The organism is Vibrio sp. 1CM24A, assembly GCF_023161725.1.
Taxonomy (GTDB): Bacteria; Pseudomonadota; Gammaproteobacteria; order Enterobacterales; family Vibrionaceae; genus Vibrio; species Vibrio coralliirubri.
On sequence record NZ_JALNTS010000012.1, the window covers coordinates 17,746 to 38,037 of the forward strand.

General features: G+C 44.3%; 13 protein-coding genes. 7 read left to right on the forward strand and 6 right to left on the reverse strand.

The genetic code is table 11. From position 1 onward, the window contains the following. The first annotated feature begins 68 nt into the window (after window positions 1–68). The 3 genes from MSG38_RS21725 (at window position 69) to MSG38_RS21735 (ending at window position 3,572) form a co-directional block, all read left to right on the forward strand. Entirely contained in the window at window positions 69–596 is a 528-nt protein-coding gene (locus MSG38_RS21725; RefSeq protein ID WP_017065407.1) for a hypothetical protein, read from the forward strand. Between the two features lie 118 nt (window positions 597–714). After that, on the forward strand, window positions 715–2,358 hold the full coding sequence (panP, locus tag MSG38_RS21730; protein ID WP_193842242.1) for a pyridoxal-dependent aspartate 1-decarboxylase PanP: 1,644 nt from the start codon (window positions 715–717) through the stop codon (window positions 2,356–2,358). 359 nt (window positions 2,359–2,717) lie between these two features. After that, the gene (locus tag MSG38_RS21735; protein ID WP_004734686.1) at window positions 2,718–3,572 is read left to right on the forward strand and encodes a MurR/RpiR family transcriptional regulator; all 855 of its coding nucleotides are present in this window, start codon (window positions 2,718–2,720) and stop codon (window positions 3,570–3,572) included. 123 nt (window positions 3,573–3,695) lie between these two features. On the opposite strand, the gene MSG38_RS21740 is transcribed toward MSG38_RS21735, so the two are convergent. Then, the gene (locus MSG38_RS21740; protein ID WP_248402586.1) at window positions 3,696–4,988 is read right to left on the reverse strand and encodes an iron-containing alcohol dehydrogenase; all 1,293 of its coding nucleotides are present in this window, start codon (window positions 4,986–4,988) and stop codon (window positions 3,696–3,698) included. A 406-nt stretch (window positions 4,989–5,394) separates the two neighbouring features. Here MSG38_RS21740 and MSG38_RS21745 point away from each other — a divergent pair, with 406 nt between their 5' ends. After that, window positions 5,395–5,658, forward strand: coding sequence for a GrxA family glutaredoxin (locus tag MSG38_RS21745; RefSeq protein ID WP_009847069.1), 264 nt, complete (start codon window positions 5,395–5,397; stop codon window positions 5,656–5,658). 249 nt (window positions 5,659–5,907) lie between these two features. Beyond that, window positions 5,908–7,590 (forward strand): aspartate:alanine antiporter, encoded by a 1,683-nt coding sequence (locus tag MSG38_RS21750; protein WP_017060395.1) that lies wholly within the window; start codon window positions 5,908–5,910, stop codon window positions 7,588–7,590. A gap of 380 nt (window positions 7,591–7,970) precedes the next feature. Here MSG38_RS21750 and fabV read toward each other — a convergent pair whose 3' ends face one another. The 4 genes from fabV to MSG38_RS21770 form a co-directional block, all read right to left on the reverse strand. Continuing rightward, the gene (gene fabV, locus MSG38_RS21755; RefSeq protein ID WP_029405477.1) at window positions 7,971–9,173 is read right to left on the reverse strand and encodes an enoyl-ACP reductase FabV; all 1,203 of its coding nucleotides are present in this window, start codon (window positions 9,171–9,173) and stop codon (window positions 7,971–7,973) included. 209 nt (window positions 9,174–9,382) lie between these two features. Next, entirely contained in the window at window positions 9,383–11,665 is a 2,283-nt protein-coding gene (locus MSG38_RS21760; RefSeq protein WP_248402587.1) for an acyl-CoA dehydrogenase, read from the reverse strand. A gap of 55 nt (window positions 11,666–11,720) precedes the next feature. Continuing rightward, window positions 11,721–12,350, reverse strand: coding sequence for a TetR/AcrR family transcriptional regulator (locus tag MSG38_RS21765; RefSeq protein WP_017065403.1), 630 nt, complete (start codon window positions 12,348–12,350; stop codon window positions 11,721–11,723). A 444-nt stretch (window positions 12,351–12,794) separates the two neighbouring features. Further along, window positions 12,795–16,604 (reverse strand): VCBS domain-containing protein, encoded by a 3,810-nt coding sequence (locus MSG38_RS21770; protein WP_248402630.1) that lies wholly within the window; start codon window positions 16,602–16,604, stop codon window positions 12,795–12,797. A 301-nt stretch (window positions 16,605–16,905) separates the two neighbouring features. Here MSG38_RS21770 and MSG38_RS21775 point away from each other — a divergent pair, with 301 nt between their 5' ends. Beyond that, window positions 16,906–18,213, forward strand: a complete 1,308-nt coding sequence (locus MSG38_RS21775) for a TolC family outer membrane protein (protein ID WP_248402588.1) — start codon at window positions 16,906–16,908, stop codon at window positions 18,211–18,213. After that, window positions 18,213–18,824: an OmpA family protein gene (locus MSG38_RS21780; protein WP_086773632.1), complete on the forward strand. Its 612-nt coding sequence runs from the start codon at window positions 18,213–18,215 to the stop codon at window positions 18,822–18,824. Before MSG38_RS21775 ends, MSG38_RS21780 begins: the two co-directional genes overlap by 1 nt. 241 nt (window positions 18,825–19,065) lie before the next feature. Here the strand turns inward: MSG38_RS21780 and nhaA are convergent, their stop codons facing one another. Then, window positions 19,066–20,229, reverse strand: coding sequence for a Na+/H+ antiporter NhaA (gene nhaA / locus MSG38_RS21785; protein WP_248402589.1), 1,164 nt, complete (start codon window positions 20,227–20,229; stop codon window positions 19,066–19,068). Between the last annotated feature and the right edge of the window lie 63 nt (window positions 20,230–20,292).

Sequence of the window (20,292 nt, forward strand, 5' to 3'; positions counted from 1 at the left end):
CAAATAACGATCACGGTAACCTGTAACGACAAAGTTATAAAAAGAATAAACTTACAAAAGGAACCACTATGAAACGCCTTTGCGTCGCATTACTGCTAGCTTCAACTTCTACTTTCTCTTTTGCAGCAGATTCAATGTCTGAGACAAACCAGTGCCAAGCAAAAAAATATGATGCGTACATCGACGCTTCTTTGAATTGGTATGCCGACCTTGCTGCATTAACCTCTGAGCAATACCCAGAGCTAACAGAAGTGAGTGAGTGGTTCCTAGAAGGTCGTAAGCACCACTTTGAGCTCAACCGTGCTGCGGTTAACTACTACCTTGTGAACGATTCAAGCAAAGTGGCAACAGAGCAACCTGTAGAAGGTTGGTTGCAACTCGAGCAACACGACATTAAAACACTATCAACACGTGATGATGAGCTTGGTAAAATCGCGAAAACAACGTTCGATGATCGCCAATCAACGCCTCATGCTCAAAACTACGAACTACGTTCTGCCTTTGCAGAGCTGCTTAGCCACCCTAAGCAAATCGACTCAGCGCTGCAGCGTTACAACCAGTCGATCAGTAAACTTGAAGCGATTAAGTGTAAATAACCCCTCATTTAATATGCTTTTTTGAGAAGTTGGATTTCATAATTAAGACGGGACATTGTTCCCGTTTTCGTTTAGATTGTCCCGCTCGCGTCAATATTAGAAAAATAACTCGCTTGCTATGGTTACGGAACAAAAAACAGCAGATGTTAGCTTCGACAGTCTTCTACGTATCTTCACGGTACCTGAAGGCCCAGATTCAACACTCACTCAAATTGAAGACAAACTTTCACGAAACCTGAATCAATTCTTACGTGAACATATTGTGGCTGAAGAAAAGCCGCTGCGTGAAATTGAGAAAGATTTTTCAAATGCTCATATCCCAGAGCAGCCTGAGTTTGTTTCTGAACATACTGAGCATCTCCTCGATTCTCTTGTGTCTCATTCGGTTCACACGTCTTCGCCAAGTTTTATTGGCCACATGACCTCTGCGTTGCCGTACTTCCTGATGCCGCTTTCAAAAATCATGATTGCGTTGAATCAGAATCTAGTAAAAATCGAGACCTCAAAAGCTTTCACTCCCCTAGAGCGTCAAGTTCTGGGCATGTTACATCGTCTGATTTATCAAGATAGCGACCAGTTTTATTCTCGTTGGATGCACAGTGCAAACCACTCTTTAGGTGCGTTTTGTTCTGGCGGTACCATCGCGAACATTACGGCGCTTTGGGTTGCGCGTAACAACGCACTAAAAGCGCAGGGTTCTTTCAAAGGTGTAGAAAAAGAAGGCTTGTTTAAAGCCATGAAGCACTACGACTACGAAGGCCTTGCCATCTTAGTCTCTGAACGTGGTCACTACTCTCTTAAAAAAGCCGCGGATGTCCTTGGTATTGGTCAAGAAGGTCTAGTGTCTGTTAAAACAGATAACGACAACCGTATTTGTACTGATGATCTAAGGCTCAAGATCGAGCAGCTCAAGCAGAACAAGATCAAACCTTTCGCCGTCATTGGTGTGGCTGGTACAACCGAAACCGGTAACATCGACCCGCTAAGAGACATCGCCGAGGTGTGTGCCGAATCCGATTGTCATTTTCACGTTGATGCTGCTTGGGGCGGTGCGACTCTAATGTCTAACAATCATCGTCACCTGCTTGATGGTATTGAACTAGCGGACTCAGTCACAATTGATGCGCATAAACAGCTTTATATCCCTATGGGTGCGGGCATGGTTCTGTTTAAGAAGCCAGATGCGATGACAGCGATTGAACATCATGCTCAATACATTCTACGTAAAGGCTCAAAAGATTTAGGCAGCCATACGTTAGAAGGCTCTCGTTCAGGCATGGCAATGCTGGTTTACGCCGCAATGCACATCATTAGCCGCCCTGGTTATGAACTACTGATCGACCAAAGCATCAACAAAGCACGCTACTTTGCCGACCTAATTAAAGATCAGACCGACTTCGAACTGGTTTCAGAACCTGAGCTTTGCCTACTGACTTATCGCTATGTACCTGAATCAGTCAAAGCTGCACTGCTTAAAGCTGAGCCTGAACATCGTATCGAACTGAATGAGTTGCTCAATGAGCTGACTAAGTTTATTCAGAAGAAGCAGCGTGAAACAGGTAAGTCTTTCGTGTCGCGTACACGCTTAAACCCTGAAGCATGGGCACATCAACCAATCATCGTTTTCCGCGTGGTGTTAGCAAACCCACTAACAGGCAATGACATTCTTTCATCAGTGCTTGAAGAACAACGTGAGATCTCTAAACTAGCACCAAACTTGATGGGCAAAATCAACAAACTGGTTACGCAAATCAACGCATAGTCATTCAATTTTAGTTGCATCAAATTGAAAATTTCTTTCTTTTTGATGTAACTAAGCTGTCAGTTCATACTCATTTTGCATTCTTTTTGCTCAAACTCTCTTCCAATTCTGTAGTTTTCTAAAATTTTGTTGAGGTTTGTCATATTCTTAAGCATTCATGCCCTGTTTTTGTATTAGTAAATAGTATGTTGGGTTTATACTGACTCTATGGTGCTAGTTAGCTTGATATCTATTTGACGCAGCAGTATTTACGATACCGAATATACATTTGGCTTTGTGTTTACTGATATTTGCTTCAGCCATACCCCCTGGTAAAAGATATTAACTAGCAAGTTGTTCTCTATACCCTTGTGAACACTATGAATACATTAGAAAAAATACAAAAAAACCTGGAAAATTTCAGCAAGTCTGAGCGTAAGGTAGCCGAAGTAATTATGGCTTCCCCTCAAACTGCAATTCATTCTAGCATTGCTACCTTAGCTAAAATGGCTGACGTGAGTGAGCCTACAGTTAACCGCTTCTGTCGTCGATTAGACACAAAGGGCTTCCCTGACTTCAAACTTCACCTAGCTCAAAGCTTGGCGAACGGTACACCTTACGTGAACCGTAATGTTGAAGAAGATGATGGTCCAGATGCTTATACGCATAAGATTTTCGAATCAACTATGGCTTGTCTAGACGTTGCTAAAAACAGTCTAGATGCGATGCAAGTAAACCGTGCGGTTGACTTGCTGACTCAAGCAAAACGCATTTCATTCTTCGGACTGGGTGCCTCTTCTGCTGTCGCCAAAGATGCTCAAAACAAGTTCATTCGTTTTAATATCCCAATCACATGTTTCGAAGACATCGTGATGCAACGAATGAGCTGCATTAACTGCAGTGATAACGACGTTATTGTTCTTATCTCTCATACTGGCCGCACTAAAAGCCAAGTTGAGATTGCAAACTTAGCGCGTGAAAACGGTGCGACAGTGATTGCTATCACAGCAAAAGATTCTCCACTGGATAAAGCGAGCTCGTTGTCTATTTCTCTGGATGTTCCAGAAGACACTGACGTTTACATGCCAATGGCAAGTCGCGTTGTTCAAATGACGGTTATCGATGTGCTAGCGACAGGCTTTACGCTACGTCGTGGTTCAGGTTTCAGAGAGAACCTAAAGCGCGTCAAAGAATCACTTCGTGATTCACGTTACGAGAAGTACTCTCAGTTCTAATCTGCTTAGTCATGAACTAAAAACAGATGACCAGAGAACAAGCGAAATAAAAAAACGGAGCCTAGCGCTCCGTTTTTATTTGTCTGTATAAAATGACTTATACAACGAACGAGTTTAAGACCGCTAGATAGTCCAGCTATTGCCCTTCTCAACCACGCTGTTTTCGGACGCATAAGAATTGATAATGGTAAAACTCGACTCGACAGCAGGTTCATGGTCAATTTGATTCATTAAAGTTTCCTCATACTCCCCCTCTCCACAACTGCACTTCTCGCATACCTGCTTCAAAATATGTACGAGCCTCTCTTGATTCAATGGTAAGGGATTTCCTTTAATCGCCACTGACTTGAGTGCATCGGCAGACACCTCATCAAACTGGGCTTCACAGACACCAAACTCCAACAAGTTGGGTAACTTAAGCGTATCAAGCACTTCAGATAACCAAGAAATTGCCTCCTCTTCTGCTGCTTCTACGTTACCTGTTACTATCTGAGCGATTCGCTGATAACGCGCTAGGATGTCACTTCTTTGCTGCTCTTTCGCGACAGCTATGTTCTCCAACATCACAAACGGCGCTAAACGCGCGGTAATCACACTATGAGGCGCAGAAATCTTACCTCCTAATGCAGAGGCTAAACCATGGGCTGCGCCAAGCTTGGCATTGGTTATCGCCATACCACCGAGCATAGAAGCGAAAGCAAGATCAGAACGCGCTTGTGGCTCATCATAAACACACGCCTGAACCACAGAACCACTCAACTTACGCAGCCCTTCTTCACAGATCATATCGGTTAACGGATTCGGTTCACCACACACGTAGGCTTCCATTAAATGAGTAAAGGCATCCATCGCACCTCGCCCAGATAGATAAAGATTAGTTCCATGAGTTAGGGTTGGGTCGACAATCGCAACGTCGGCCAGCATGTCTGGGCTTCTGAGGCTGATTTTTACTTGGTCTTGGCCTGATTTTAGCACCGCATTTTTAGTGACCTCGGCGCCGGTACTCGCTGTGGTTGGAATTGCGATAAACGGCAGTGGTTTGGTTTTAAGAGGAACATTACGCCCGACCACTTCAACATAGTCATATAAATTGCCTTGATTAGGTAAAACCGCAGCCAACGCTTTGCCCATATCGATGGCACTACCGCCCCCCATCGCGACAACCATATCTGGCTTAAATCGACGTGCAGAAATAGCCGCCTCTTCAACCATTTTGATATTAGGTTCACCGGAAACGGCAATGTGCTGATAACGCATACTCTGCGCATCGAGATAGTCAGTAACAATTGAAGTGCGCTCTAATGTATTGCCTGTAACCAATAGCACGCTGTAGCCGTATTGATTAAAGAGAGACAATGAAGCGGAAAGTGCTCCATCACCAAAGATGATCTTTGTAGATGTCATAAATTGAAACATGGTGCCTCCTGCGCCTATGACCGAACAAAACTGCGAACTCTTGGTTATTGGAATTTAGCCTTTATATCGTGCATCAGTATTAAGATGCCTCGTTCTGTATGCGCTTTTTTTGACGAGGTGCAACTTGTCGCATTAAAGATAGATTAATGTCGTATTTCTAGGGGTAATTCACACTCTTAAATTAAGGGTAATCAATCTAGATACCCATCAGAAATCAGCATGGTTCCTTTTTGTGACCATTATTTGCTCTGATAGACAAAACCTATTGTATTAAGAGGTAATTCCATCTTTATTTCCCCATGGCATTGAGGCATAGTTGGTTTTAAGAAATTTTGAGTGGCATTCACTAAAGAATAGTTAACATAATCGAGTTAACGAGCCTCATCCCGTATTTAGGAGAAATTAAATGTTTGTAGTTATTTTTGGTCGCCCTGCTTGCCCATTCTGTGTTCGTGCAAAAGAGCATGCTGAAACTCTTAAAGCTAAACGCGATGACTTCAACTACCGTTACGTTGACATCCACGCTGAAGGTATCAGCAAAGCTGATCTAGAGAAGACTGTTGGCAAACCTGTAGACACAGTGCCACAAATCTTCATCGACCAAGACCACATCGGCGGCTGCACAGAATTTGAAGCATACGCAAAAGAAAACCTAGGTCTTTTTGACTAAGCTAGGATTTCTCAGACGAGAATCGAGGCTAAGGCCTTAAACAGCTAGCCCATTTAGGAGTTAGACTGTACGATTTATAGAAAGCCCGCTCACTGTAGCGGGCTTTTTTATGACCAGTTTTCATACGGAATAAGAATAAGGTCAAAATCAAGTAAATTAGCAAAATATTGCTTATAATTTATTTATATTTAGATACAATTCACCTCTCAAACTTACCCTGTGTTCCACGCCAATTATTGAGCGACCACCGTGAATATCGACGTTGTTTTTCTGTTAGAACAAAACCCCATTCTCCTCATCTTTGTTGTTTTATCGATTGGATTAGCCATTGGTAAAATTCGTTTCGGTAGCCTCCAACTTGGTAACTCAATCGGTGTTTTGATTACTTCCCTTATCATGGGACATCTTGGCTTTTCTTTTAACGCAGATGCGCTCACCATTGGTTTCATGCTGTTCATCTACTGTGTTGGCATTGAAGCTGGGCCAAACTTCTTCGGTATCTTCTTCAGAGACGGTAAGCACTATCTCATTCTGAGCCTTGTGGTACTTTCTACAGCTATTGCCCTAACCTATTTCAGTAGTCATTACCTTGGCCTCGGGTTTGGTTTATCCGCTGGTATGATGGCGGGAGCCTTAACAGCCACGCCGATATTGGTAGGTGCTCAAGATGCTCTGAATTCTGGGCTTGCAGAATTACCAAGAAATATGGATTTGAGCCTGATTATCGAGAACCTATCAGTGGGTTACGCGATGGCTTACTTGGTTGGCTTAATCAGTATGATTATGTTTGCCCGCTTGATTCCAAAGCTTCAAAAAGTGAACCTACACGACTCGGCAGAGCAAATCGCCCAAGAACGTGGTTTAGGCGCTTCAGGTCAGCGTAAGGTTTATCTACCCATTATTCGTGCTTATCGAGTAGGCCCAGAGCTCATCTCTTGGACTGACGGTAAGAACCTGCGTGAACTGGGCATCTATCGCCAAACAGGCTGTTACATCGAGCGTATTCGACGTAATGGTATTCTTGCCCATCCAGATGGTGATGCAATTCTGCAAGAAGGCGATGAGATCGCATTGGTTGGTTTCCCAGACAGCCACGCTCGTCTAGACCCAAGTTTCCGTAACGGTAAAGAGGTTTTCGACCGTAACCTTCTCGATCTACGTATCGTGGAAGAAGAGATCGTCGTTAAAAGTGACAGCATCGCAGGTAAACGTCTATCTGACTTAAACTTGTCTGAATATGGCTGTTTCCTTAACCGCGTAGTGCGTGCTCAGATTGAAATGCCGATGGACTTAAACATTGTGCTTTCTAAGGGTGACGTACTGCAGGTGAGTGGCGAAAAGAGTCGTGTGCACGGCCTAGCAGAGAAAATTGGTTTCATCTCAATCCACAGCCAAATGGCGGATTTGATGGCCTTCTGTAGCTTCTTCATTTTGGGTATTTTGTTTGGTTTGATCACCATGACATTCGGTCAGGTGTCGTTTGGACTAGGTAACGCAGTTGGCCTGCTTCTATCGGGCATCATGCTTGGTTTCCTACGAGCGAACCACCCTACTTTCGGTTATGTGCCTCAAGGTGCTCTGAACATGGTCAAAGACCTCGGTTTGATGTTCTTTATGGTCGGTATCGGCTTAAGCGCCGGTGGTAAGATATTCGAACACTTAACCCAAGTTGGTCCGCAGGTAATCGGTATCGCTCTGGTGGTCAGTGTCTTGCCGGTATTCTTTGCTTACTTGGTTGGCGCTTACGTATTGAAGATGAACCGAGCTCTGTTGTTTGGTGCGATCATTGGCGCGCGAACTTGCGCTCCAGCGATGGACATCGTTAATGACCACGCTCGCTCAACCATTCCAGCTCTGGGTTACGCAGGTACTTACGCGATAGCCAATATATTGATGACCTTAGCAGGTACCTTCATCATTATAATTAGCTAGCTTATTCAGCGTTATAGATTAGATATTTTAAATGCACTAGTTCTTGTTTGGATTAGTGCATTTTTTATGGCTTCTTTTCTCTCACTTGCTCTTAGAGATCGTCGAACCTCGAGTCCCATATCTGCTCTTAAATCTTTTCGCATCTCGTCACCCGTATCTCTCATCTGCTCTAAAATCTCTTCGCATCTCGCTACTCGTATCTCTCATCCGCTCTTAAGTCTTTTCGTATCCCGCCACTCGAATCCCGCACCTGCTCTTAAATCTCTTCGCATCTCGCCACTCGAATCCCGCATCTGCTCTTAAATCTCTTCTCACCTGCTTTTGAGCAAAAAAATAGGCGCTCAGTGAGCGCCTATTTCGTTTTGATTCGATTGTTTGAATTAGATGTCAGCTACATCAAATTCAACAGCTGGGTTAACCTCAGCTTCGTAATCAACACCTTCAACACCGAAACCGAATAGCTTCAAGAACTCTTCTTTGTACTCTACGTAGTCAGTCAGTTCTTTCAGGTTCTCAGTTGTGATTTGAGGCCATAGGTTACGACAGTGATCTTGAATGTCTTCGCGAAGTTCTAAGTCATCTAGACGTAGACGGTTCACTTCATCCACTTCTGCTGCGCTGCCGTCTTCTTTGTATAGACGTTGGCTGAACATACGGAAGATCTGTTCCATACAACCTTCGTGAATACCTTCTTCACGCATCTTCTTGAACACCATAGCGATGTAAAGAGGCATTACAGGGATTGCAGAACTTGCTTGAGTCACAACAGACTTAAGAACAGCAACGTTTGCAGTACCGCCAGTTTGGCCTAGTTTCTCGTTAAGCGCTGACGCTGCACGGTCTAGATCCATCTTAGCTTTACCTAGCGCGCCATCCCAGTAGATTGGCCACGTTAGTTCAGTACCGATGTAGCTGTAAGCAACAGTTTTACAACCGTCAGCTAGAACACCCGCTTCAGATAGAGCGTTGATCCAAAGTTCCCAATCTTCACCGCCCATTACAGTAACAGTGTCTTTGATCTCTTCTTCAGATGCAGGCTCAACGCTTGCTTCGATGATCATGTCTTTGTTGGTATCAACAGCCGTTGATGTGTACGTTTCACCGATAGGTTTTAGAGCTGAACGAATCACTTCGCCAGTCTCTGGCATTTTACGCACTGGAGACGCCAGTGAGTACACAACCATATCGATTTGGCCTAGATCTTCTTTGATCAGGTCAATTGTTTTCTGTTTCGCTTCGTTAGAGAAAGCATCGCCGTTCAGGCTTTTTGAATACAGGCCTTCTTCTTTAGCTAGCTTGTCGAACGCTGCTGAGTTGTAAAAACCAGCTGTGCCCGGTTTTTTCTCAGTACCGGCTTTCTCAAAGAAAACACCGATAGTTGAAGCGCCGCCACCAAATGCAGCCGCAATACGTGAAGACAAGCCGTAGCCACTTGAAGAGCCAACAACTAGTACACGTTTAGGTGCGTTTGCGATTGGGCCTTGAGCTTTTGTGTAAGCAATTTGTTCTTTTACATTAGCTTCACAACCGACTGGATGTGTTGTAGTACAGATGAATCCGCGAATTCGAGGTTTGATGATCATATTCAACTTCCTTAAAAAATCAGGTTAAGGATAAAAGTTTCGTACGCAAATGGCATCTAATTTCTGTAAAAATGTGGTGAAAATGCAAGTGGTTGGAGCACTCAGCTGATATTTGCTGACTAAGTCACCATTTGTTAACGCATCTATTGCGACTTCTACGACAAAAACAAAAAAGGCACCTAATTAGGTGCCTTTTATCGTTTCTTTATCTAAGCAACGCTATTTAGCTTAGGTTTTAACTCTTTTCGCGTCAAAGTTTCACTAAAGTCATGACTGAAGTGGTCAACTTGAATCGCAGCGTAACGCAGTTTATCTGCAGCCACAATTTGGTCGACTTCTTCTTGCGTCAGCACATCAGCAGCAAGTGCTTGAGCAAGTTTGTCTTGCAGTAAGCCTTTACGAGCCACTTTGCCCTCTTTCACTGCTTTGAAGATCTTACGCTCTAATGGCTTGATGCTGTACATCGCATTGAACGCGTTCTCCATTAGACCAACGCTGTCCTCTTCTTCTTTGCCAATGTAGCAAAGGTGAGTCAGACGTTCGCGGTGTGCGCCCGGAGTCATCAAGCTTTCTGCTAATTGCACTGTTAGGTTATCACTTGGTTTTTCGAAGTGGTTACCGACAGGGAAAACTAGACCTTTAAGTACTTTACCCACCATCTTGTTCGGGAAGTTTCTGTACGCTTCTTGTAGCGATTTAGCCGCGTTGTGGAAACAGTGTTGAACCGCGTAGTGTACGTAGTCTAGGTCAGCTTGTTGACGACCTTCGTCTTCATACTTCTTAAGCGCAGCAGACGCCATGTATAGATAACTTAGACCATCACCTAAACGTGCTGAGATAAGCTCTTTACGTTTCAGTTCACCACCTAGCGTTAGCATTGCGAAGTCCGCACTTACTGCAAGCGCACGGCTCAAACGAGTTAAGTCTTGGTAGTAAGGCTTAGTTGGACCGCTCATGTCGGCTTTAATGAACTTAGAGCCAGTTAGTGCTGCGCCAAACGCGCCGAACGTGTTCTTAGTTGCGTGAGAGATATGCTTGAACAGCAAGCTATCAAAGTCTTTAGCACCTTGCTTCTCGTCTGGATTTGCTGCCGCTTCCATTTCGCTCAACACGTATGGGTGACAACGTGTCGCACCTTGACCAAAGATCATCAGGTTACGAGTCAGTATGTTCGCACCTTCTACTGTGATAGCAACTGGAATACCTAGATAAGGCGCAGCCAAGTAGTTCATTGGACCATCTTGAATTGCACGACCAGAGTGAATATCCATTGAATCATTCAGGATAGTACGTGCCATCTCTGTCATATGATATTTCGCGATAGCCGTTACGATACCCGGCTTTTCTTTCATATCAAGTGAAGTAGTTGTCAGCGTTCGAGTCGCTTCTAGTAGATACGTTAAGCCACCTATACGGCCTAAGCTCTCCGCAACACCTTCAAACTTACCAATCGACATACCAAACTGCTTACGAACATACGCGTATGCGCCAGTTGTTCTCGCAGTTAGGTGGCCCATTGCTGTACCTAGTGCTGGTAGTGAGATACCACGACCTGCAGACAGACATTCCACCAGCATACGCCAGCCTTTACCTGCGTAATCTGCGCCACCGATTAGCCATTCCATAGGGATAAACACATCGTGACCGCGTGTTGGACCATTCATGAATGCAAGACCAAGTGGGTCATGACGTTCACCAATTACAACACCTTCGTGATCTGCTGGGATAAGCGCACAAGTGATACCGATGTCTTCTTTGTCGCCAAGTAGTTTCTCAGGATCGTGCAGTTTGAAAGCCAAACCAAGTACCGTCGCCACTGGCGCTAGCGTGATGTAACGCTTGTTCCAGTTCAGCTTAATACCTAGCGTCTCTTTACCTTCGTGAATACCCATACACACAGTTCCGACATCAGGGATACCACCCGCATCAGAACCCGCTTCTGGGCCTGTTAGTGCGAAACACGGAATATCGGTACCGTCAGCAAGACGAGGCAGCCAGTAGTCTTTTTGATCTTGAGTTCCGTAGTGAGAAAGCAGCTCACCAGGACCAAGAGAGTTTGGAACCATTACTGAAACCGCAGTACTGATACTACGCGTCGCAATCTTAGTTACGATAGTTGAGTTAGCGTGTGCTGAGAATTCACGACCGCCGTACTCTTTCGCAATAATAAGAGAAAAGAAACGCTCTTTACGTAAGAAGTTCCACACTTCTTCAGGAAGGTCTCGATCTTCTTTTACAATTTGGTGGTCATCAAGCATAGCCAGCAAAGTTTCAAGCTCATTATCCATGAACGATTGCTCTTCTGCTGTCAGCTGAGGTTTAGGGTATTGGTGCAGCTTAGTGAAATCTGGTTTGCCAGAAAACAGCTCTCCGTCCCACCACACGCTACCCGCTTCCATCGCTTCTTTCTCGGTGCTAGATAGTGGTGGTAGTACTTTTTTAAAGAGTTTAAAAGCTGGGTCACTTACCCATTTTTGTCTTAGAGAGCTCATAGTTCAGATCCTTTTGTTCACTATATTGGTTGTGAATGTTTCGCTTTTTATTGTTTTATTCTTCTGCTGACATGCCAGCGGCTAAATATGGAATAAGAATATCGACCACTGCCTTAGCATCTATCTTTCTGTCATAGTCATTCTCTGCAATTTCTACCAGAGCCTGACTTGATGCCATGGTGAATACACAAGTCCCTAGGGTGAAGTGTAATCGCCAAAATAACTGTTCTTGAGTGAGGTTCGGATTCGCCTTCATTACTGACGTTGTAAACAAAGAAAGTACTTCGCTATAACGGGTAGTAATGAACCAACGCAAGTGTCCTTGCACATCCGTATAGCCTCTGCCGATAAGTAACATGAACCGGCTTGTACCATTTGGCCTAACATCATTAAGTGCTCTTAGTGGCTGTCTCAAAGACTCAAACACGTCACTCATAGAATACGTTTCGTTCAAGTTTAAGTTCACTAATGCATCTTGCAGTGCTGGCATAAATGCTTCTAAGTAACGATTGAGTACCGCACGAACCAGAGTCTTCTTATCGCCAAAGTGATAGTTCACTGAAGCTAAGTTGACATTCGCTTTACTCGTAATCGTGCGTAAAGAGGTGTCATTAAAACCGTGCTCAGCAAATAAGCCTTCAGCCACATCTAAGATTTTGTCTTTGGTTGTACTTCTTGGTGCCATTTCAATCACTCGTATTAAACAACTGTTTGAAATATACGCTTAGTACATTTATTTAACAAGCAAGCAACATCACATTTTCACAAATTGGTCGTACCAGTTAATAAAACTCAGCACTAACCGATTGAATCGCTGTGTGTTTACAAAAAAAGAAAAAAATAATGAATTTTCTTGGAACTGAAATGGAAATGGTGGGTCATAAATTATATAGAAAACAGCGTATTTAGAAGTTTAACAGGCCGTCAAACTTGTTCTTCTCACTGCTTTCTTAATTACTGCATTTTCCTTATTAACTCCTATACTTGTATCCGCCCAAACCACGTTGGTTTGGGCTTTTTTTTGTGTGTTGTTCCGATACCTTTTCTTTAGCGGGTACTCGACACAAAAAAGCCCCCGAAATCGAGGGCTTTTCTTACGTTAAACGTTAGAACCTTTCACATTATCTAATTAAGCAGCATCATTTTTTATCAGCTCTCCCAGCACGGCTAGGTCATTACCTAGGTCAACCGAACCACCCAGTTCAGTCGCAATCCCCTCAACAACGATAGTTTGGACATCATCACCTCCATTGATTGGAATGGACAACGCGATATCTTCTCCGTCGACAGAGACCTCAATCGCATCAAGTAGCTCGGCCATTTGAGTCTCATCTTGAGGGTCTTCGACCAAATCATTGAGGTCAATCAGATCCCCAGAACCACCTGTATAAAGCTCGAAATCTTTAATAATATCAGTACCGTTGTCGAGCGCAGAGTCTAGCCAAGTGAAGATGTTGTCTCCGCTATCTCCAATAAGCAGATCGTTGCCTGACTCGGCATACAAAGGTTCATTACTCGCAGCACTAATAACGTTATATTGCTGCGGATCTTCGATATCTATAGTGACCGTCTCTACCGTGCTTTCTGCACCATTAGAATCGACTGCGACATAATCAAACTGCGGATCTTCGGTTACTGCCTCGTTACCTTGGACATAGCGTAACTCCCAACTGCCCCCTGTCGATGACAGCTCCATCCCAACAATCGGATTGTCTGGTGAAGAATAACTAAAATCATACAGAATTTGGCTATTCCCTGTATCTCCTGGATCTTTTTGATATTGCTCCGTCTGAGTAGTGCCATCAGCAAAGGTATAGAGCACTTCAACATAAACATTGCTATCAGTGTTAAATGAACCACCCAACCCATCTAAACCAAAGTCAACAACCTCTAATGGATTATTAGTAAAGTCGAGGACCAAGGTCTCCTGTTTGTTCATGCCTCTACCGTCTGTATCACCGATACCAAAGCCGACATGAGGTTGCTCACCTTGATACTGTTTCAACGGTTTATTATTGTTATCTTCGATCGTTAATGTAATCGTATTACCGTTATCTAGCGTAATAAGTCTCTCTGTTGGTGAAACTTCCACACCCCAATTATAGAAACCATCAACAAGCTCTGGCATATCCTCAGGATCGCCACTAAAGCCCATTTCAAACATTTCTCCAGGCCCGGCAACGAAGCTGATATTGTTCGGAACAAACAACTCACCGTTATCAACATCAGACTGTACAATTTCTCTCGTGACGCCATTTTCGTCGGTATACAAGAGGCTGCCGTTGGTTGGCAGACTTTCGATTCGAATATTAAGTGGAATGTCGTCATGGTCATCTTCTATATCTGAGATGTAATCAGGCATGCCGCCATCTTCAGAATCGAAGAGAATAGGTATAATCGCGTCCTCATCATTAACGACCGTAAAGCTGGTCGCTTCAGGTGCGTCATTGACACCATTGATTGTTATCTCGATAACATGCTCTACACCATCGATCGCGGTTACCACATATCTTTCAATAACCGTGTCATCATCATTCAAGTATTGAACCGCATCGTTATCAACGACATAACTCCATGCGCCCTCTGGAGTAATCGTTAACATACCCAAAGCAAGTGCATAAGTAGACCCAATCGGGGTAAACACACCATTAGGTTTAAAGGCGGGCATGTCACTCGTGTCGACATCAGTAATCGTTAAAGTACCTGACGCTGAAAGTTCGTTGGTATCAGGATCGACATTAACATCTTCCGTCACCTCACCCATGTCAGAATCACCTTCACCAACGGTAATCTCAGATGGATCATCGGCACCATTGATGGTAATCGTCACTTCGCTTGTGGTTCCGTCAATCGCAGTAACCGTGTAAACCTCAGTAACGAACTCATCGTCATCAAGATATTGCACATCATCGTTATCTACAACGTACGTCCATTCGCCATCATCGGTTATGGTCAACATACCTAACGCGGTATCATTGGTCGAACCTTCTGGATTAAACGTTCCGTTCGGTTCAAAGGCCGCAACATCATTGGCATCTACATCAGTAATCGTCAGTGTTCCCGTCGCCATCAAGTCATTGCTTTCAGGATCGACATCGACATCTTCTGTCACCTCACCCATATCAGAGTCACCTTCTCCAACGGTGATCTCCGATGGATCATCGGCACCGTTGATGGTGATGGTCACTTCACTTGTGGTTCCGTCAATCGCAGTAACCGTGTAAACCTCAGTGACGAACTCATCGTCATCAAGATATTGCACATCGTCATTGTCTACGACGTAAGTCCATGCTCCATCATCGGTTATGGTCAACATACCCAATGCGGTCTCATTGGTCGAACCTTCCGGGTTAAACGTTCCGTTGGGTTCAAAAGCCGCGACATCATTGGCATCAACATCAGTGATCGTCAATGTTCCTGTCGCCATCAAGTCATTGCTTTCAGGATCGACATCGACATCTTCCGTCACTTCACCCATGTCAGAATCACCTTCACCAACAGTAATCTCAGACGGATCATCGGCACCGTTGATGGTGATAGTCACTTCACTTGTGCTTCCGTCAATCGCAGTAACTGTGTAAACCTCGGTAACGAACTCATCGTCATCAAGATATTGCACATCGTCGTTGTCTACGGTGTAAGTCCATTCACCATCGTCGGTAATGGTCAACATGCCTAACGCGGTATCATTGGTTGATCCTTCAGGATTAAACACACCGTTTGGTTGAAAAGCAGCGACATCGTTATCGTCGACATCGGTGATCGTTAGTGTCCCAGAAGTAATTAAGTTGTTACTCTCTAGGTCTACATCCACATCTTCAGTCACTTCACCAGTATCTGAATCACCTTCACCTACGGTTATATCAGATGGGTCATCGGCACCGTTAATAGTGATGATCACCTCACTCGTAGTACCGTCACTTGCTGTCACAGTATAAACTTCAGTAACGAACTCATCGTCATCCAAGTACTGAACGTCATCGTTGTTAACTACGTAAGTCCAAGCACCATCAGGGTCGATGCTCAATACACCTAGCTGTGATTCGTTTGTTGAACCTACGAGGTTAAACTCACCGTCAGCTGAAAAAGTAGGAGTGTCGCTGTCTACATCTGTAATCACAATCTGACCAGACGTCACTAATTGATTGGTGATTTCATCTACATCAATGTCCTCAGTCACACTGCCTGAGTCATCAGTAGCCACAGCCGCATCATCAGTACCAATTATCGTTACTGTAATGACTTGTTCGCCTCCATCGGAGGATTGTACTGTCGTCGAGTCTTGAATTTGCTCACCATCCGCAAGCTCATCATAAGGACTGTTGGCCACGAAGGTCCAAGTACCATCTTCGTTTACAACAAAAGTACCGAGATCATTATCCCCAGCGACCTCTTTAACAATAAAGGTAACGTCTGGGTCTTCACTCGTTAAAGCGCCCCCAGTTTCAATAGGTTCATCCTGCTCAAACTCAATAACATTAGTTTCACCTGAAATAAGCGCAAAAGCGATGATATCAAAAAGAGCAAGACTTTGAGTTTCGGACAAACCTTGAGACTCAAACCCATCAGTTTCAAAATTTGTGGCAGCTTGAGTTTCGGCGCCGGTACGTTCAATCCTACCGCTGTTGGTCAAACTAGAGCCTTGCTCACCAGCTGCAGTATCAAACTCATCTCCTAATTCCGTTGGATCAAATCCTTCTTCAATAGCACGCTGAACTTGAGCGATCGCATCATCAGTATCTAGTGCATTTTGTTGGCCTTGGTTATCTACAAAACGTGCAGATACGCTTGGCACGCTCTCTTCACTAGTCCCAAAACTGATAATTACGTCACTAGCAGCTGGTTGTTCGCCCGGAGACAAACGTCTAACTTGCCCTTGAGCGTCGAGTACTACACTCCCGCTAACAAGGCCTAGTATACTTAGGTTGATATTTCCCATATCCATATTCCCACTTCTGCCCAGAACACGCCAAACGCGGAACCAATCCCACCCTGCGCTGTGGCTATTTCCTACAATAAATCTAGTAGTGGCGCTATTGATAATCAACTCACTAAAAGTTGGTAAATCTGGTGCTTTTTAAATTAGTCAATAGCAATAGCGACTTACATTCAAAAAAAAACCTACAAACTTCGCATTTTTTTGCAAATGTCCTAAGCTTCGTTTAACACCCTTCTCTCAATTCAGCGATAAACGTAGGTTGGGAAACGGATGAGACATTGAAAGTAGAAGGAGAGCTACTTTGAAATTGTTTAAATTATCCATCTTATGCTGCTTAGTTGCTGCAACACCACTCGCCGCTCAGACTCTGGAACAGTCTGTTGCTATTACCTTGGCAACGAATCCAGAGATAAAAAGCATCTTCAACGAATATGTGAGCGTGCGAAAACGTAACGATGCCTCAGGAGGAGCATACAAGCCAAGTATCGACCTTGACGCCGGTATTGGTTACGAAGGTATAAACCCTGCACCAAACAACGGTCCCGATACGGATCTAACACGAAAGGAAGCTACGATCTCCCTCACTCAATTGCTGTGGGATGGTTCCGCGACTCTGTACGACATTGATCGTACCGCCGCAGAAGCTGAGTCGGTTCGCTTGCAATTGATCGCAGACGCCGAAGACAAAGCCTTGGAGGTGACCCAAATCTATCTAGATGCAGTGAAGGCCACTGAAGTGCTGGCACTGTCTGAAAGTAACCTTTCAATACACAAAAAAATCTATAAAGACATTAAGAAACGGGCTAACTCCGGAATAGGTTCAACTGCGGATGTGTCGCAAGTTGAAGCTAGGATAGCAAAAGCTCACGGTAACTTATTGGCCGCACAGAATAATTTGATCGATACACACACCCAATTTAGACGAGTGGTTGGTCAAGAACCTTTAGGCTTGATTTACCCAAGAGCCGATATTTCTAGAATTCCTTTGTCGTTAACGGACGCCATTGTTGATGCCTTAGACAAACACCCCGTTATAAAAATTGCAGCAGCTGACGTTGATGCTGCTCACTTCCAATACAAACAATCGAAAGGCGTGAACTATCCAACCTTCTCCATCGAAGCATCACAGTCATGGCGCGACGATGCGGGTGGTGATGAAGGCTCAAGTCAAGAAACGCTCGCTATGTTGAGAATGCGATACAACCTCTACAACGGTGGTACAGACAGTGCTAACTCTGAAGCTGCAGCTTACCAGCTGAATAAGGCTAAAGATCTTAGAGATCGTGCGTATCGACAAGTGGAAGAAGGTCTTCGTCTCTCATGGAGTGCGCTGGACCTGACGTTACAACAAAAGAACTTCTTATCTGATCATGTTGATTCAGCTTCGGAAACCGTTATCGCATATGAAAAACAATACCGAATAGGTAAGCGTACTCTACTTGACTTGCTCAACACTGAGAACGAACTGTTTGAAGCCCGTAAAGATTACCTCGATGCCCATTACTCCGAACAGTACGCTAAGTACCGTGTAATGAACGCAACAGGTTCTTTATTGAATGCTCTACTGGTCGATATTCCAGAAGAGTGGACAACGGCCGTGGAGTATTAATGATGAAAAGAACTTATTTATTACTTCCCGTATTAACGATGACTTTACTTGCCTGTTCGAGCCAGCAGGAAGAGGCCTATATCGAGACACCTGAAGCAGAACAGATTGCAGACCTGCAAGACGATGATAGAGATGGTGTGGTGAACGCTCGTGATATCTGTCCAGGTACGCCTGAGACATCACAAGTCGACAATGATGGTTGTGGAGAAACGATTCGTGCGGAAGAAGTCAGACAGCTAAAAATACTCTTTGCTCATGACTCATTTGAAGTGAACCCGATCTTCTCAGACCAGATCAGCACGATGGCAGAGTTTCTTGAAACCTACAAAAGTGCCTCGATTGAAATACAAGGCTACGCGAGTAAAGTGGGTTCTAACGAGTACAACTTAGACCTATCAAAGAGACGAGCAAACAATGTTCAAGACGAGTTACTGTCGAATGGTATCGAACCAGAGCGAGTGCGAATTGTCGGCTATGGTGAAGAGCGCCTAGAAAGCGATGGCGACGACCCTACTTCACACGCATTGAACCGTAAGGTAACAGCGACTGTGGTAGGGTTAAGTGAACAAATCGTCGAGGAGTGGACCATATTCACCACGCTTGAAAAATAGCGTGACATTGTCACTGTGGATTTCGATGATGTAAATATAGCTATGATATAGAGCAAGAGCGAGTGTCGAACAACAGCAGCTTAGTTATAAGATCAATAAAGCCGTGATAGGGTTGCCCATCACGGCTTTTTTGTTCTTTATCGTCACATGAGTCGAGGGAGACTCTGTGACTCTTCTTGCTACTCAGAAGTTGACTTGTTACTCAGTGAGTAGGCTCCCTATTAAGCGAGCCTACTACTGATTATAGTTTTACTTCTTGATGCTTAGTTTTCGGTAGAGAAATACTTAGCAGGAAGTAACCTAAGATAGCTGCAGTCGTTGAGCCCATCAGGATACCTAATCGAGCAAGCGTATCAAAATCTGCGTTCGTTGGACCAAATGCCAGTGACGAGATAAAGATAGACATCGTAAAGCCAATACCACACAACACAGATACCGCGAAGATGTTCATGAAGTTCACACCTTCAGGAAGCTTAGCTACGCCGGTTTTCACAGCACCCCAGCTGAATAGGAAGATACCCAGTGGCTTACCAACCAATAGACCCATAGCAATACCAAGCGGTAGCATGCCTGTAAGGTTTGAAATTGAGATGCCTTCTAGTGAGATACCTGCGTTTGCAAATGCGAAAATTGGCAAGATTGCAAAAGCGACGTATGGGTGCAGAGCATGCTCTAGGTGTTTCAGCGGAGAACGCTCCCCTTTATTGCCTTTCAGTGGGATAGCAAAACCAATTACCACACCTGCCAATGTTGCGTGAACACCAGACTTCAATACTGCGAACCACAGAATTGCGCCAACAATAAGATAAACGCTCAGCTTAGTCACATGCTTATTGTTTAGCATGAACAACACACCAGTCGCGATGAAGCCAACTGTAAGTGCAAGCGTTGATAGGTCGCCTGAGTAGAACAGTGCAATGATAACAACAACACCTAGGTCATCGATAATTGCTAGTGCTAGCAGGAATACCTTCAAGCTTACCGGTACACGGTTGCCAAGAAGAGCCATGATACCCAATGCGAATGCGATATCAGTCGCTGCTGGGATAGCCCAACCTTGAAGCGCTTCAGGATTACTTGAGTTAAATAGCACGTAAATAAGTGCAGGAGCTAGCATACCACCCACAGCTGCGATAGCTGGGAAGATTGCTGTCTCTTTAGACTTTAATGCGCCTTCTAAAAGTTCGCGCTTAACTTCTAAGCCGATTAGAAGGAAGAAGACAGCCATTAAGCCATCGTTAATCCAGTGAGACACAGACATACCAAGAACGTAACTATGAAGTATACCTTGGTACATTTCGTTCAGTGGTGAGTTTGCTACAAACATTGCGATCGCCGCAGCGATGACTAGTATGATGCCGCCAGCAGATTCCATTTTAAAGAAGTCACGGATGACGTCGGTCATGATTTCGCCCTTATATTTATTATTTAAATAAACGAATAACAAAGAATAACCACGAGTTTATAT

Excerpts from the sequence above, each read along its gene's own strand:
- MSG38_RS21765 (WP_017065403.1), bottom strand. The coding sequence starts at position 12,350 with ATGGCACCAAGAAGTACAACCAAAGACAAAATCTTAGATGTGGCTGAA.
- MSG38_RS21735 (WP_004734686.1), top strand. The coding sequence starts at position 2,718 with ATGAATACATTAGAAAAAATACAAAAAAACCTGGAAAATTTCAGCAAG.
- MSG38_RS21780 (WP_086773632.1), top strand. The coding sequence starts at position 18,213 with ATGATGAAAAGAACTTATTTATTACTTCCCGTATTAACGATGACTTTA.
- MSG38_RS21725 (WP_017065407.1), top strand. The coding sequence starts at position 69 with ATGAAACGCCTTTGCGTCGCATTACTGCTAGCTTCAACTTCTACTTTC.
- MSG38_RS21740 (WP_248402586.1), bottom strand. The coding sequence starts at position 4,988 with ATGTTTCAATTTATGACATCTACAAAGATCATCTTTGGTGATGGAGCA.
- panP (WP_193842242.1), top strand. The coding sequence starts at position 715 with ATGGTTACGGAACAAAAAACAGCAGATGTTAGCTTCGACAGTCTTCTA.
- MSG38_RS21760 (WP_248402587.1), bottom strand. The coding sequence starts at position 11,665 with ATGAGCTCTCTAAGACAAAAATGGGTAAGTGACCCAGCTTTTAAACTC.
- nhaA (WP_248402589.1), bottom strand. The coding sequence starts at position 20,229 with ATGACCGACGTCATCCGTGACTTCTTTAAAATGGAATCTGCTGGCGGC.
- MSG38_RS21745 (WP_009847069.1), top strand. The coding sequence starts at position 5,395 with ATGTTTGTAGTTATTTTTGGTCGCCCTGCTTGCCCATTCTGTGTTCGT.
- MSG38_RS21770 (WP_248402630.1), bottom strand. The coding sequence starts at position 16,604 with ATGGGAAATATCAACCTAAGTATACTAGGCCTTGTTAGCGGGAGTGTA.
- fabV (WP_029405477.1), bottom strand. The coding sequence starts at position 9,173 with ATGATCATCAAACCTCGAATTCGCGGATTCATCTGTACTACAACACAT.